Genomic DNA, 13731 nt, shown 5'->3' with positions numbered 1-13731 from the left:
TGAGAAGCCCGACTATCACGTCGAGCACGAGCGGTAGACGGTTGACCCGGCCAAGACTCCTGAAGCCCGCGGCCGACGACGCCGATGTTGCGGAGGAAGCCGAGCAGCGACCCGTGTGAGCACAGCCGCTCGGCCTCGGCCGCGTCGAGCTCCAGCCGTCGCGCGGCGCCCTTCCCCCTGTCGAGGACCGCTATGGCACGGTTGCTCATGCCGGTGACGGGATCGGCGCTGGCGTACCCTCCGCCGGTCGCGATCAGCCAGGCGGCGGTGTCGTTGAGCGGGTTCTCGTCGAGCAGGGCCCGCAGGGCGAGCACCTCGCCGAAGACCGGGGCGAGCCCGCTGAGCGTGCGCACCGCGCCGCGGTCCTTGAGCAGGGCGCGCAGCGCCCGGAGCGCCTGGAGGTCGCGGTCGGCGCCCACCGCTTCGATGAGCCTGCCCATCAGCGGGTCGCCGGCCAGTTCGGGATGATCCTGGGTGACGGCGGCGATGCGCAGCCGCAACGACGTCGCGAGGATGAGGACGGCGAGGCTCTCCGCTCCCGCCATGCCGCCGGCCCTGGCCGCGAGACCGCCCAGCCGGCCGCCGGCGACCGCGTACCCGAGCCCCGCGCGATCGGTCACCGCGCGGAGCAGGGCCCGCTGCGCCCGGTAGCCCTCGGCCGGGGCGCGCCACAGGGCGCCGAGCACGGCGCCGTCGGTGAGCGCCGCCGTGGCGTGGGCGGAGGTCTCCTGGATCACCGCCCCGATCTCGGCCAGTTCCCTGGCCGCCGTGCGCAGCGGCTTCGCCGCCTTGACCCACTCGCCGCCGGGGTGGCCTCCACTCGCGTCGCCTCCGGTGGGGCCGCCGCCGGGGTGGTCGTCGTCGTTCACCGATCCTCCCGGCGGGTCAGGCTCACGAAGCGCGGTCGCGGGTCCTCGGGGACGTTGCGGTGCAGCACGTCCGACAGCGTTCGCGTGGTAGCGATGATCTTCATGCCGTACGGGGAGAAGGTCGCGGTGGTGAACACCCGAGACGCCAGCAGTGGATTGGTCAGCGCCTGGGAGAAGGCGTCGATGGCGATGATCTTCGTGAGGAGCGGCGGCAGCATGGCGTTCGCGTCCCCCGGCTCCTCGGCGAACAGCCCGACGTACAGGTCGAGGTCGTCCACGCCGCGATACAGCTCGCCGAGCGCCTCGCTCACCCGCCGATCGCCGGAGACCTGGTCGAAGCGGCGCACACGGGGGAAGCGGCAGTGCTCACGGTAGCTGTTGTAGGGCGCGAGGTTCAGCGCGCGCGACTCTGCGACGCTGGCCACGTCGACCTCCCGCAGCACGGGGTCGGTGTTGAACAGGCCGATGCGACCGGCGCGCTGCAGCGAAGCCTCCTCGAACAGCCGGCCGAGCCCCGGCCCGGGGATGAGCGCGCCGCCGACCAGGGTGTCCGCCATCGGAAGCTCCCGCCCGCCCACGGAAAGGGCGGAGGGGATCAGGCTGTGCCAGCGGTAGACCAGGTTGAACTCGGCCGAGGCCCAGTTCTCCCGGTGCCAGGGCGCGCGGGCGAGCAGGGTGGAGAGCCGGGGATCCAGGGTGAAGCGGAAGTGGTACGGGGTGATGTGGTTGATGTACTCCTCCACCACCAGCTTGATCAGCAGCACGATGAGGATGTTGCGCGTGGTCTGGAACAGGCGCTCGTCGTCCCAGCGCGGGTAGTGGCGGGCCAGGAGGCGGGCCACCCTGTTGTGCTCGCGCAGGAACAGCACCGTGAGCATGGTGAAGCCGATCTGGATGTTGCCCCGGTCGCTGCCGGTCGCGAACAGGGTGTCGCGCTGCTCGCGGGTGAGCTCGGCGAAACGGATCACGCTCAGCGCGGCGAACTCGGGTTTGACCCGGCCGTTCTCGCAGAGGTGGGGAGGGAACTCGGCGCCGCCGATCACCTGGCTCTTGAGCAGCCCGCCCTCGAAGGCGCGCAGGGCGGCGGTCGCGGCGGCGTCGAGCCCGTAGAGCTGGTTGAGGTCGATGTGGTGGTTCGAGCTGTTCTTGCGCGGGTCCCTCGGGACGTGGGTGTCACCGCGCAGGAACCCGTCGGTGAACCACTGGGCGAAGTACGCGAACAGCACGGTGGACCGGGGACACGGGATCATGGTGTCGCCGCGCGTGAACAGGTCGGCCGCGCGCTCGGGCGTGGGCCTGCCGGTCTCGGCTCCGGCGACCGGCGGCACGTGACGCCCGCTGAACGTGCGATCGGTCAGCGAGGCCCACGAGGTGTAGTCGGCCATGGTGCTCAGCGGCTCGGGCCGCGGCGGCATCTCGCGGACCGCGTGGTCGATCAGCGTGGCGTTGAGCCGCCGCCGTACGGGCTGGACGCGCTGCGCGAGGTCCCACAGCGGCCGTCCACGCGTCAGGGCCAGGAATCGGAGCCGGTTGGCGGCGCCGTCGGTCGCGATGCTTCTCGCTCTGCTGGACGCCACCGTCACGTCTCCTTCCCCTGCGGGCCGAACCCGAGGACGAACCGGTCGGGGAAGATCCCGTGGGCCCGGACGACCACCCCGTCCGGCGGCGGGAGCAGACGCACCCCGGGGCGCAGGAGCAGGCGGCGCACCACCTCGCAGATGACGGCCCTGGCGGGGTGCACTCCGAGGCAGGCGTGGTGGCCGTGGCCGAAGAACAACTGGAGGTGCCCCGACCTGCCCGGGCGGAACTCGTCCGGCTCGTCGACCACGTCGGCGTCGAACATGGCCGAGGCCGGAGCGGCAAGCACGAACGTGCCTGCGGGGACGACCGTGCGGCGCGGGGTGCCGGCGGCGAGGACGTGGTCGCGCTCGCACACGCGGGGCAGCAGCTTGAAGAACGGGCTGAACCGCAGAGCCTCCCAGACATAGCCATCGAACCGGGTGGGATCGGGGTCGGCGGCGGCCTCCACGGCCTGCGCCCGCACGCGGGGGCGGAGCATGAGCTGCTCGACCGCCTCCACCATGGCCCCCGGCCCGCTCTCGACGAACCCGAGCGGCAGCCCCGCCATGTTGATCAGCATCCGCTCGTCGCCGAGGCCGACCTCCGCCGGAAGGCTCGTGCGGACGAGCCGCGAGAAGACGTCGCCGGGCGGCGGCACCGGCCCCGCCGAAAGGGCGGCCCGGCGTTCGGCGAGCAGGCCGCGCAGGTAGTCGATCATCTCCTCGCCCGCGAGAACCGACGCGGCCCTGATCGCGGGGTCGCCCTGGAAGTTGGCGAAGCCGTCGGTGACCACGGCCCTGGTCCATCGCGACAGGGTCTGCGGTGTGGGCCCGGGGACGCCGAAGTACTCCGCGCACACGCGCAGGGCGACGTGCCGGAACAGCTCGCCGACGGCCTCGACGCGCCCTCGCCCGGCCACGGCGTCCAGCGCCTCGTCGGCCGAACGCCCCGCCAGCCCGCGAAGGCGCGCCGCCTCCTCGGGAGGGAGCATGACCCGCATCAGCCCCTTCTCACGCCAGTTCATCGGCGTCGCGTCCCTGGCCAGCATGAACGGCCCGCCCAGCGCCGCGTCCAGGCGCGGGCCGAAGGCCCGGACCGAGAAGACCTCCTCCCGGGAGAGCACCTCGGTGACGTCGGCGAAACGGGTCACGACGGTGAAGGCGGGCGTGACGAAGATCGGCCGCTGCTCGCGCAGCACCGCGAAGAAGGCGCGCCAGTCGGTGCGCATCCACTCACGGACGAGGGCGAACGCGGACATCGGATCGCGTGCCATGGCCGCGTCGTATCTCTCCAGATGGTCGCCCGCGGTCGCCTGATCGACAGCACCCATGCCGTAGGACCCTCCGTCTCGCCTCTGAACCGCTACCGGACCAGGCCGTTGCCGCCACTTTGCGTGGCGATCTCCGTGCGCCGGGTCACATCGCCCCCAGAATAGCTACAGATTGCGATCCCTTGCCTGCCCTACGTGATTGATGCGTCACTTCCAGGCAACTCCCCCCGCCCGGTCGTCCGGCCGTTGAATGGGTGCCCGGACCGCACACCAGGCGGTCCTCGCCGACCGCAGGGAGCGAGCATGACCATGTCGGCCTTCCCGCCGGCCCGTCCGGAGCACGGCACGGCCGAAACGGTGGCGGTCACGGCCGGGCGCCGCGCCGCCTATCTGATCGCCCTGGTCATCCTTCCGGTGCTGATCCTGGCCGTCGCCGTCCCCGCCGCCTGGGGGTGGGGCATCGGCCCGCGCGACGTGGTCATCGCCGTCGTCATGTACGTGATCAGCATCTTCGGCATCGCGGTCGGCTACCACCGGCACTTCACCCACCGGGCCTTCAGGTGCCGCAGGCCGCTGCGCATCGCGCTCATGCTGGCCGGGGGCATGGCGGTCGAAGGGCCGGTCACGCTGTGGACGGCCGAGCACCGCCGCCACCACAAGTACGCCGACCAGCCCGGTGACCCGCACTCGCCGTGGCGCTACGGCGACGGCGGCGCCGCCCTGCTGCGGGGCATGGCGCACGCGCATGCCGGGTGGTTCTTCACCGCGCGCCGGCGCTCCAGCCGTGAGCACTGGGTGCCCGACCTGCTGGCCGATCCGGACGTCCGGCGGTTCGACTCCGCCTACCCGGCCGTCGCGGCGCTGTCCTTCCTGCTGCCCGCGGCCGTGGGAGGGCTGTGGGCGATGTCGTGGGCCGGCGTGTGGACCGCCCTGTTCTGGGGCGGGCTGGTCCGCTACGCCGTGGTGCACCACGTGACCTGGTCGGTGAACTCCGTCGCCCACACCTTCGGCGAGCGCCCGTTCCAGACCAGGGACCGCTCGTCCAACGTCCGGTGGGTGGCGTTGCTGACCCTCGGCGAGGGCTGGCACAACTGGCACCACGTCGAGCCGACCTGCGCCCGCCACGGCGTGCTCAGAGGGCAGCTCGACCCGAGCGCCCGGCTGATCCGCTGGCTCGAACGGGCCGGCTGGGCGTACGCCGTGCGCTGGCCGAGCCCCGAGCGCGTACACGCCCGCCGGGCCCCCGCCGGAGGCCTCAGCCGACGAAGACCGGGCTGAGCGCGGCGAGCGCCGCCCTCCTGGACGCCGGCCTCAGCCGACGAAGACCGGGTTGAGCGCGGCGAGGGCCACCCTCCTGGAGGCGCCGGTCCCGTCGGCGGGCGCCGACCACAGGTCGGCGCCGAAGTCCCCCGCCAGGGCGTACATCACGGTGCGCCCGTCCGCCCACACGACCTGGTCGTCGACGCTGCGCGCCTCGGCGAGCGGCGTCTCGCGCATGGTCCGCAGGTCGAGCGCGTACAGCCGCCACGGCTCGTCCGGGCTGAGGCCGGGGACGCGCTTCTTGAAGACCAGGCGCGTGCCGTCGGGCGACAGCGACGGACACTCGACGTTCGGACGCAGCGTGGTCACCTTGCGCGCGGCGATGTCACCGCGCACAAGGTAGGTCTCGCCTTTGGTGGCCAAGGTCGCGTAGAAGTGCCCGTCGTCGGCGAAGGTGACGCCCCAGAAGTTCACGTCGGAGGCGTGGTACGGCCTGCCGTCCTTCACGATCGCGTAGGTCTCCAGGCTCGGGGTCAGCGTCCATGTCCGCGTGTCGACGATCGAGGTCCGGGTGGAGAAGTCGCTCCCGGCGTAGGAGTCCCCGCCCACGAAGACCGTCCAGGCGGCCAGCCGTCCGGACGGCGCGACCCGGGCCCGGGACGGGATGCCCGCGATCGGGTAGTCGCGCAGCGTCCGCAGCCGGGCGTCGAGTACCGACGCGTAGTAGGTCTCCCGTATCGGGCCCTCCACCTTGCGCAGGCACACCCCGGTCCCGGCCGCCGCGTGGAAGCGCAGGCAGCGGATCGGGGCCGAGGTGCGCGCCCCGCCCGGGTCGGAGGCCGCCACGGAGACCAGCTCGTCCCGGTGCGCTCCCCAGGCCATGTTGCGGAAGATCATTCGCCCTTCGCGGTCGAGGGTCACGGCGCCGGGCGCGACGGGCGGGCCGCCCGGACGCGCCCGGTCGCGCTCCTCCGCCCGCCGCGCCGCTTGCAGCACCGAGGCCAGGGCCAGCGAGCACAGCAGCGCCACCGCGACCAGCAGCGTGACCAGGCGAGCCCGGGTCGTCATCACGTCCCCGTCCCGGCCGGAGCGTACGCCGCCCTACATGCCCTCATCGCGTGTCCGTCCCGCGCGGGGCGCACATCAGCTCAGCTCCAGATTCCGGTGATGTCCGAGGCCGAGGCGGCGTTGCCCGCGTGGGAGGTCAGGCCGGCCATGTCCTCCAGAGTCCGGAGCAGGTTGTAGTGGTTGTAGGTGGTGGCGGACGTGCTGCCCGGGACGACCGGCTGGCCGTAGACGACGGTCGCGATGCGGTTGCCGCTGAGCCTGTTGTCCTCGTCGAAGGTGACCACAAGGAGGCTGTTGTTGGACTTCGCCCAGGTGGCGTACGCGCCGAGCTTGTTCTTCAGCCAGGTGTCGCCGGTCGAAACCGAGCAGTCGTGCATGTCGTTGCACAGGTCCGGGACCACGAAGGAGACCGTCGGCAGCCTGGTGTAGTCCGTCGGGAACTGCGCCATCGTGTAGGCCGTGGAGGCCGGGACGTTGCGGAAGCCGAACCAGGGGTTGTGCTTCTGCGCGTACTTCCCGCCGCTGCTGGTGCACACCGTGGAGCCCTGGCTGGGCAGGCCCTCGTTGTAGCTCGCCCAGGTCTTGCCCGCCGCGATCAGCTCCGAGCCGAGGTTGGCGGCGGAGCTGAAGCCGATCGTGACGCAGCCGTCGCCGGTGATTCCCTGGGTGCCTCCGGAGAACATGGCGTAGTAGTTGGGCTGGCTCGGGTGGGTCTCGGCGTAGAACTGGGTGAGGTTGGCGCCGCCGGTCTTCAGCGAGTTGATGTAGGGGGCGCTGGAGCTGCCGATGACCTGCGAGTACGCGTGGTTCTCCAGTACCACGACGACGACGTGGCTCGGCGACGGCACGGAGGCCGCGGAGCTCGTGCCTGCTCCGGCCCACAGGCCGAGGCCGACGATGAGGCCGATGGCGGACGCGACCGAGAGGAGCACCCTGCGGGAGCGTCCCTTTCCAGCGGAAACAGCCATGACTGTCCTTTGCACGGAGGGTGGTAAGCCATGTCAGGTTAAATCGCGATGTGCTAGTCCTCCGATGGCACGGGGTGAACACAAGCCGAACAGTTAGCTTCCCACTCCCGCGCCCCTCCCCCGGACCCGCCGGGCCGGCACTCCTGTTCCCTGGCCGCCTTGGTGAGGCCGGAGCGGCTGCAGTTTGGGCATTGACGAAATTTCATTACATGTTATTCATGGGACAAGTCAAGAAATTTCGGCCTAAGCGCACCACACAATCGGGGAACCGTCAGAGCTCACCCCCCAAGGAGGACGCGCATGGCGCGCAGCCAGTCCACCGACCCACCCCTCGACCTGCTCGGACCCGTCCAAGGAGAGGTCTCCTGGTTCTGCTGCGGCGCGGCCTGGGGCCCGTGCAGCACCACCGGCAAGGGAGCGTGCGGCACCTGCAACTCCGGGAGCCTGCAGCACGCCTGGCCCAACACCTCCGACGCCTGCTGGGCGATCACCCGTCCCGACAGCTGCGGCGTCAGCATGTCGCGCAGGACCTGTGGTTTCAGCCACAGGACCACGGCCCTGTGCAGCGGCACCAGCGTCGTCACCACCATCGCCGACTGCGGCCCCCAGACCGACCTGTTCTGCGGCGAGCGCAGCTGCTGCGGCGCGACCTGCGCCAGCAACCGGCTGATCGACCTGACCCCGGCCGCCTACAGCCGGATCGCCAGCCTTTCGACCGGCCTGCGGCCGTGCGAGATCTCGGTCCCCTAGGAGGCGTCCGATGACCAGCAGAAGACAACTGCTCAAGTCCGCCGTGCTCGGGGGCGGGGCCGGCGTCGTCGCCGCGACCGCGTTCGGGTCGCTCGGCCCGGAGGCGGCCTTCGCCCAGGCGGCGCCCGACGTCGAGCCCGGCACGCCCGACCCGAACTTCGCCGAGGGCCGGATCCGCTCCATCAAGGACAACACGCTCTTCGTCCTCGGCTCGAACTGGGTGTTCCACCGCATCAGGGTCGTCGACGGCACGAGCCTGTGGAAGCTGGGCCCCGTCGCCTTCGACCAGGCCAAGCCCGGTGACGGACTCTACGCCCGGGGCGTTCGCATGCCCGACGGCGTCCTCGCCGCCGAATCGGTGTGGTTCAACATCGTCAACGTCAAGGGCCACATCCAGAACATCACCAGCGAGAAGGTCCACCTCGACCACAACGGCAAGCAGATCCTCTGCCACCTCGTGGCCGGCAAGTCGGTGGCCGTCTACTCCGACGCGCCGCCCTCCGCCGACCTGTCGCAACTGCGGGTGGGCCAGCACGTGCAGGTCCTGGGCGCCTGGCGGCCGGACACCAACGAAGTCGACATCGCCACCGTCTTCTCCCCCCACTAGGAGCCACAGATGCACGGGATCGCCGCGCCGCAGCCGTACGTGATCGCCTTGTTCCTGCTCTGGGCCGCCCTGATGAAACTGCTCAGCCGGCGGATGCGGGCGCAGGCGGGGCAGACCGCCCTGGCCCGGCTGGTCGGCGCGGCGCGCGCGGTCCCGGCGCTCCGGCTCGTCGCGGTGCTGGAGCTCGCGGTTGCGGCGGCGCTGCTGCTGCCGCCGGCCTCGCCGCTGGAGGGGACGGCCGCCACCGTTCTCTCCGCCGGATTCCTCCTCTACCTCACCTATGGGCGCCTCGCCGCGCCCGCCTCGTCGTGCGGCTGCCTGGGCACGCACGCCCGTCCCGTCAACTGGCGCGGCTTTGGGCGGGCGGGACTCCTGCTCGCCGTGAGCGTCGCGGCCATCTGGGCGGGGCCGTATCCGTTGGACGCGACGGGCGTGGTCGTGGGCCTGGCGGAGGCCGCCGCCCTGCTGGCGCTCTCGGCGGAGCTGGACCGCCACTGGCTGACGCCCCTGCGCCGGCTTCTCGTACGGCTGCGCAGGCCGCTCGCCGTGGTCGCGCCCGAGAAGATCCCGCTGGAGGTCTCGCTGCGGCTGCTCTACCTCAGCCCCGCCTACTGCTCGGCGTCCGCGCGGCTCACCTCCGACGTCCAGGACGTGTGGGACGAGGACGGCCTGCGGTTCGTGGTCTACGCGGCCCGCGAGCGGACGGCGGTCTTCGCGGTACCCCTCTCCGACGGCGACCCGTCGGCCGTCCGCGTCGCCCTCATCCAGGAGCCCGCATTGGCCTGACGTCCCCTCAGGGGCCGGTCACGCCTTCGTCAGCGTCTCCACCGCGCCCTTGGGACCCTGGCCCTCGCTTCCTGACCGGCCGGGTACGGCCCGGACGCGAAGTGGCCGCGGGCTCGTGCCCGCGGCCACCGGCGAAAGGTCGGCGCTCAGCGTCAGGGGGCCGAGCTCGGGGGAACGGTCACGGTCGCGGTGACCGTCGGGGCCGGCTCGTCCGTGGGCGTCGTGGTCGGAGTTCCCGTGGGAGTCTCAGTCGGGGTAGCGGTCGGGGTCTCGGTGGGGGTCTCGGTGGGCCTCTCCGTCGGGGTCGGAGTGGGCGTCTCGGTGGGGGTGGGGCACGGCTTGGGGGCACGCCACTGGAGGTTGCCGGGCTGCCAGTGCTTGGGAGCCCACCAGCCCTTGCCCCGCCAGAAGTTCTTGCTGGGCCGCGTCAGATCGAAGACCCAGGCGGCGGTCGTCGCCGGCTCATCCTGTGGCGCGGCCGTCGTCGGCTCCACCTGGGGCGCGACGGTCGCCGGCGCGCTCTGGGACGGAGCGGTCGTCGGCTCGCCCGTGGTCGGGGCGGTCGCCGGCGCGGTGGTGGGCGGGGCGGTCGCCGGCGCGGTGGTGGGCGGGGCGGTCGTCGGCGAGGCGGTCGTCCCCTCGGGCGTGGGCGTGGTCGTCGGCGGGGCGGTCGTCGGCTCGGTCGTGGGCGTGGTCGTCGGCACGTCCTCCGGCGGGACCGCAGTGGGCTCGGGCTGCGGCGGGACGGTCGTGGGATCGCCCGGCGTCGCGGCGGTCACCGACACCCAGTCGCCCTGCTTGATCTTGGTGTCGCCCCGCCGGCCGGACACGGTCCGGGTGGAGCCGCCGATCGCGTACACCCTCTCGTAGCCGTCCTGGCTCTTCACGGTGATCGCGTCCTCGGCCACGACGGTGGCCTGCCCGGTCTGGGTGAACAGCACCGGGAAGGTACAGTCCTTCGCCGGCACGACGAACTCGCCGTGCGGGGTGCCGATGAAGCGCCAGGCGTCGGCGGCGGACACCTTGACGGCGGGGGCCGGCGTCGGGATTTCGGTCGGAGTTTCGGTCGGGGTCGCAGTGGACGTTTCGGTGGGCGTTTCCGTGGGAGTCTCGCTGATCGTCACCGTGGGAGTCGGCGTTCCCTCCGGGGGCGTCGTGGGCGATGACGCCGAGGCCGCGGCCGCTTCGACGCCGCCCGACGCCGCCAGCACGAGAGCTGCGGCGAAGAACAGTGGGCGTGGGATGCGGCAGCGTGGCCCGCCCGGTTCGGTCGACCGTTCTTCGTTTGGCTTGTCAGGGTTTGCTGGCGTCACCATGTCCTCCAACTAGCTTGATCCGATCGAACTCGCGCCGAAGCGACGGCGGCATGACAGGAGTCGTTCGCTTGCCCAAGCGGAACGACGTTCACCCCCGGCCTCTGAGTCCGGCAATGGTCCGGGAAAGCCTGCCCGCAATCTCAGCGCCCAAGCAGGCAAATCAGCCGATCACTCTCGGCATGGGAGGCTTTTAGCAGGTCACCGCAAGGTTACGAAAGTAGAAAAAAATCCGCTTTCGGGCGCGATCATCCGTCATCGGTCGAAGGGCCGGGCCATCTCGTCGAAGACGTCGTCGAGGATGTCGCCCATGGTGCGGGACTCGTGCTCGTCGATCCACATGTGCGTGGCGATGCGCACCGCGCTCAGGAAGGCCGCCGCCATCACCCGGGGCCGTGTGCCGGTGCCCGTATCGCCGCGCCCGGCGATGGCCTGCGCGAGGTCGCGTTCGAGGTTGGCGTGGTTGGCCAGCTGCCGCGCCAGGAGCGAGGGATGCCTCTTGGCGAGCGTGGCGCGGACCGCCCATTCCCTCTCGGGGCCGCCCGGCTCGCGAACGAGCTCGTGCACGGCTTCGCGCAGCGCCCGCCAAGCCGGTTCCTCGGCGGGGCGGGCGCGGACCCTCTCCCCCATGAGGCGGATGCGCTGCTCGTCGCCGTAGAGGAGGGCGTCCTCCTTGCTGGCGAAGTAGTTGGAGAAGGTCCGCCGCGAGATGTTGGCGGCGTCGGCGATGGCCTCGACGGTGACGTGTTCGAGGCCGTGCTCCACGGTCAGCCGCAGCGCGGCCTCGTGGACCGCCTGCCGCGTCTCGGCCTTCTTGCGCTCGCGCAACCCCACTGTGGTCGTCATGACACGGACAGCTTACTGTCCACGCAAACATGCTCGGTGCGCAAACTTGCGCAATGTGCATGTATGGTGGTCCGGTCCGTTCCCGATTACCCCGTATCGGAGGTCGCGCGTGAGCGCACAACCGGTCACCACGCACGACGCGGAGCCGATGAGCCACCGGCAGATCCTCGAAGCGCTGAGCGGCCTGCTCCTGGTGCTGTTCGTGGCGATGATCAGCGGCACGATCGTGTCGGTGGCGCTGCCGCAGATCATCGGCGCGCTCGACGGGACCCAGTCCCAGTACACGTGGGTGGTCACCGCCTCGCTGCTGGCAGCGACGGCCTCCACCCCGATCTGGGGCAAGATGGCCGACCTGTTCAGCAAGAAGCTGCTCTTGCAGATCTCCATCGTCATCTTCATGGTCAGCTCGCTGGCCTGCGGGTTCGCACAGAACACCGGCCAGCTCATCGCCTTCCGCGCCCTCCAGGGCCTCGGCATGGGCGCCCTGCAGATCCTGGTCCAGGTCGTCCTCGCCGCGATGATCACTCCCAAGGAGCGGGGGCGCTACAACGGCTACCTCGGCGCCGTGATGGCCGTGGCCACCGTGGGCGGGCCGCTGCTCGGCGGGCTGATCGCCGACACCTCGTGGCTGGGCTGGCGCTGGTGCTTCTTCATCGCCGTGCCGTTCACGGCGCTCGCCTTCGTCCTGCTGCACAAGACGCTCCACGTGGCCTCGATCCGCCGCCCGGACACCAGAGTCGACTACGCGGGCGCCACGCTGATCGCCGCGGGCGTCAGCATCCTGCTCATCTGGATCACCTTCGTGGGCAACTCCTTCGACTGGATCTCCTGGCAGACCGGGGCCCTCGCCGGCGGCGGGGTGCTGGTGCTGGCGGTCGCCACCTGGGTGGAGTCGCGGGTCAAGGAGCCGGTGGTGCCGCTGCACGTCGTCCGCAGGCGCACCCCCGCCCTCGCCATCCTGGCCAGCCTCGCGGTGGGCATGGCGATGTTCGGCGGAGCGGTGTTCCTCGGCCAGTACTTCCAGATCGGCCGGGGGTACAGTCCCACCGAGGCCGGGCTGCTGACCATCCCGCTGATGCTCGGGGTGCTGCTCTCCTCGACCATCTCCGGGCGGCTCGTGTCCAGGAGCGGCCACGTCAAGCCGTACATCGTGACCGGGTCGATCGTGCTCACGCTCGGGTTCCTCGGCCTGTCCACCATCGACCACGAGACCTCGCTGGTGCTCGTCTCGGGCGGGATGCTGCTGGTCGGCATCGGCGTCGGCATGTGCATGCAGAACCTGGTGCTGGCCATCCAGAACACCGTCCCGCTGCGCGAGCTGGGTGCCGCCAGCGGCGCCGTGACGTTCTTCCGGTCACTGGGCGGCACGTTCGGGGTCTCGGTCCTGGGCGCGGTCCTCGCCGACCAAGTGGCCTCCGGCATCGCCGAAGGCTTCGCGAAGGCGGGCATCCGGCCGTCCGGCTCGGCGGGCACCACCCTCAACATCGGCGCGCTGCCCGAAGCCGCGAGGACCGTCGTCCGCGCGGCCTACGGCGACGCCACGGGGCACATCTTCCTCGTCTCCGCCGCGATCAGCGTGGTCGGCGTCGTCGCCACGCTCTTCCTCAAGCCCACCAAGCTGCGCGACAGCCTGGACCTCCCCGAGCCCCCCAAGGCCGGCGAACAGCCGCTGGAGACGGCCGACCCAGGCACGGCGAAACGCTGACCACCGGCGTCCGAATATCTCCCCGGGTGGCGTCGCGGAAAGCGGGATCGGCACCGCCCGGGAGGATCTTCGACGCGCAAACGCGCCCGGCTGTTCGGACGTAAGACGAAATGGGGGGATTGAGTAGGGGGCTACTCATGCTGGATCGGTCCAAATGAACCGATGGTTGCGGTATGTCTACCGGTCCCCTACGCGCGGTTCTCGCCCTCCTCATGATGACCCTGGGCCTGGCCGTCGTCACCACACCCGCGAGAGCGGCGGCCAGCACCCAGCCACTCACTGTGCGCGTCCTGCTCGTGAGCTGCGTCGATCCCTGCCGTAACGAAGGTCTCGAAAGCGCCGGGGAGAGCGCCCCCGACTTCTACGGTGAGATCACCTTCGCCGGCTTCCCCACGTTCACCACCCCGAGAGCCGCTGAGGACCAGGTCCAGGTCGCCCCGTTCTGGACGCTGACCCAGCAGATCCCGACCACGGTCCTCGACCAGGAGATCTCCGTCCTGATCAAGGACCACGACTCCACGTCGGGCGACGACTGGGCCGACACCTCCCCCCGGGCGGGCGACCCCTACACCCGGTTCAAGGTCAACATGATCCACGGCACCGTCTCGGGCGACATGACCTCCTCCGTGCAGTGCGTCACCGGCAACGGCGAGCCGGGCGGCGGCGGCCGGTACCCCTCGCACTGCTCGACGAGCCGGCGATGCCGCGTCCGCAGCCGCGCCGCCCGGC

The 13731-nt window shown here is 71.2% G+C and carries 12 protein-coding genes and 1 pseudogene; 6 read left to right on the top strand and 7 right to left on the bottom strand.

Features of this window, described 5'->3' with window-relative positions:
• The 3 genes and pseudogenes from AB0B89_RS29735 to AB0B89_RS29725 all read right to left on the bottom strand — a co-directional run.
• Positions 1-869: pseudogene (locus AB0B89_RS29735) on the bottom strand (hypothetical protein); the annotation flags it as partial.
• Positions 866-2446: a peroxidase family protein gene (locus AB0B89_RS29730; protein WP_358559422.1), complete on the bottom strand. Its 1581-nt coding sequence runs from the start codon at positions 2444-2446 to the stop codon at positions 866-868. The pseudogene AB0B89_RS29735 and the gene AB0B89_RS29730, both read right to left, overlap by 4 nt.
• A 2-nt stretch (positions 2447-2448) precedes the next feature.
• Positions 2449-3759 (bottom strand): cytochrome P450, encoded by a 1311-nt coding sequence (locus AB0B89_RS29725; protein ID WP_358559420.1) that lies wholly within the window; start codon positions 3757-3759, stop codon positions 2449-2451.
• A gap of 243 nt (positions 3760-4002) precedes the next feature.
• Here AB0B89_RS29725 and AB0B89_RS29720 point away from each other — a divergent pair, with 243 nt between their 5' ends.
• Positions 4003-4977 carry an acyl-CoA desaturase gene (locus AB0B89_RS29720; protein ID WP_358559418.1) on the top strand — a complete coding sequence of 325 codons (975 nt, stop codon included), beginning with the start codon at positions 4003-4005 and terminating at the stop codon, positions 4975-4977.
• A gap of 33 nt (positions 4978-5010) precedes the next feature.
• Here AB0B89_RS29720 and AB0B89_RS29715 read toward each other — a convergent pair whose 3' ends face one another.
• The gene (locus tag AB0B89_RS29715; RefSeq protein WP_358559416.1) at positions 5011-6027 is read right to left on the bottom strand and encodes a hypothetical protein; all 1017 of its coding nucleotides are present in this window, start codon (positions 6025-6027) and stop codon (positions 5011-5013) included.
• An 80-nt stretch (positions 6028-6107) separates the two neighbouring features.
• Positions 6108-6995 (bottom strand): alkaline phosphatase family protein, encoded by an 888-nt coding sequence (locus AB0B89_RS29710; RefSeq protein WP_358559414.1) that lies wholly within the window; start codon positions 6993-6995, stop codon positions 6108-6110.
• 300 nt (positions 6996-7295) lie between these two features.
• Between AB0B89_RS29710 and AB0B89_RS29705 the strand changes: the two genes are divergently transcribed.
• The 3 genes from AB0B89_RS29705 to AB0B89_RS29695 are packed head-to-tail and all read left to right on the top strand — an operon-like array spanning position 7296 to position 9138.
• Positions 7296-7745: a hypothetical protein gene (locus AB0B89_RS29705; RefSeq protein WP_358559412.1), complete on the top strand. Its 450-nt coding sequence runs from the start codon at positions 7296-7298 to the stop codon at positions 7743-7745.
• A gap of 10 nt (positions 7746-7755) precedes the next feature.
• The gene (locus tag AB0B89_RS29700; RefSeq protein WP_358559410.1) at positions 7756-8352 is read left to right on the top strand and encodes a cell wall protein; all 597 of its coding nucleotides are present in this window, start codon (positions 7756-7758) and stop codon (positions 8350-8352) included.
• A gap of 9 nt (positions 8353-8361) precedes the next feature.
• Positions 8362-9138 carry a MauE/DoxX family redox-associated membrane protein gene (locus tag AB0B89_RS29695; protein WP_358559408.1) on the top strand — a complete coding sequence of 259 codons (777 nt, stop codon included), beginning with the start codon at positions 8362-8364 and terminating at the stop codon, positions 9136-9138.
• Between the two features lie 152 nt (positions 9139-9290).
• Here the strand turns inward: AB0B89_RS29695 and AB0B89_RS29690 are convergent, their stop codons facing one another.
• Together AB0B89_RS29690 and AB0B89_RS29685 are read right to left on the bottom strand one after the other, a co-directional pair.
• The gene (locus tag AB0B89_RS29690; RefSeq protein WP_358559406.1) at positions 9291-10160 is read right to left on the bottom strand and encodes a hypothetical protein; all 870 of its coding nucleotides are present in this window, start codon (positions 10158-10160) and stop codon (positions 9291-9293) included.
• 546 nt (positions 10161-10706) lie between these two features.
• Positions 10707-11297: a TetR family transcriptional regulator gene (locus AB0B89_RS29685; protein ID WP_358559404.1), complete on the bottom strand. Its 591-nt coding sequence runs from the start codon at positions 11295-11297 to the stop codon at positions 10707-10709.
• A gap of 148 nt (positions 11298-11445) precedes the next feature.
• Here AB0B89_RS29685 and AB0B89_RS29680 point away from each other — a divergent pair, with 148 nt between their 5' ends.
• Positions 11446-13002 carry an MDR family MFS transporter gene (locus AB0B89_RS29680; RefSeq protein WP_358559424.1) on the top strand — a complete coding sequence of 519 codons (1557 nt, stop codon included), beginning with the start codon at positions 11446-11448 and terminating at the stop codon, positions 13000-13002.
• A gap of 173 nt (positions 13003-13175) precedes the next feature.
• Positions 13176-13731, top strand: a 556-nt coding sequence (locus AB0B89_RS29675; RefSeq protein WP_358559402.1) for a hypothetical protein, incomplete at its 3' end; no start/stop codon positions are given.

This window comes from Sphaerisporangium sp. NPDC049002 (assembly GCF_040649355.1).
Lineage (GTDB): Bacteria > Actinomycetota > Actinomycetes > Streptosporangiales > Streptosporangiaceae > Sphaerisporangium.
Note: the sequence above shows the minus strand (reverse complement) of the source record. Positions and strands in the feature narration are given on the sequence as shown.

Coding starts and splice junctions, on each gene's coding strand:
- AB0B89_RS29725 (WP_358559420.1), bottom strand. CDS start 3,759: ATGGGTGCTGTCGATCAGGCGACCGCGGGCGACCATCTGGAGAGATAC.
- AB0B89_RS29720 (WP_358559418.1), top strand. CDS start 4,003: ATGACCATGTCGGCCTTCCCGCCGGCCCGTCCGGAGCACGGCACGGCC.
- AB0B89_RS29715 (WP_358559416.1), bottom strand. CDS start 6,027: ATGACGACCCGGGCTCGCCTGGTCACGCTGCTGGTCGCGGTGGCGCTG.
- AB0B89_RS29710 (WP_358559414.1), bottom strand. CDS start 6,995: ATGGCTGTTTCCGCTGGAAAGGGACGCTCCCGCAGGGTGCTCCTCTCG.
- AB0B89_RS29705 (WP_358559412.1), top strand. CDS start 7,296: ATGGCGCGCAGCCAGTCCACCGACCCACCCCTCGACCTGCTCGGACCC.
- AB0B89_RS29700 (WP_358559410.1), top strand. CDS start 7,756: ATGACCAGCAGAAGACAACTGCTCAAGTCCGCCGTGCTCGGGGGCGGG.
- AB0B89_RS29695 (WP_358559408.1), top strand. CDS start 8,362: ATGCACGGGATCGCCGCGCCGCAGCCGTACGTGATCGCCTTGTTCCTG.
- AB0B89_RS29685 (WP_358559404.1), bottom strand. CDS start 11,297: ATGACGACCACAGTGGGGTTGCGCGAGCGCAAGAAGGCCGAGACGCGG.
- AB0B89_RS29680 (WP_358559424.1), top strand. CDS start 11,446: ATGAGCCACCGGCAGATCCTCGAAGCGCTGAGCGGCCTGCTCCTGGTG.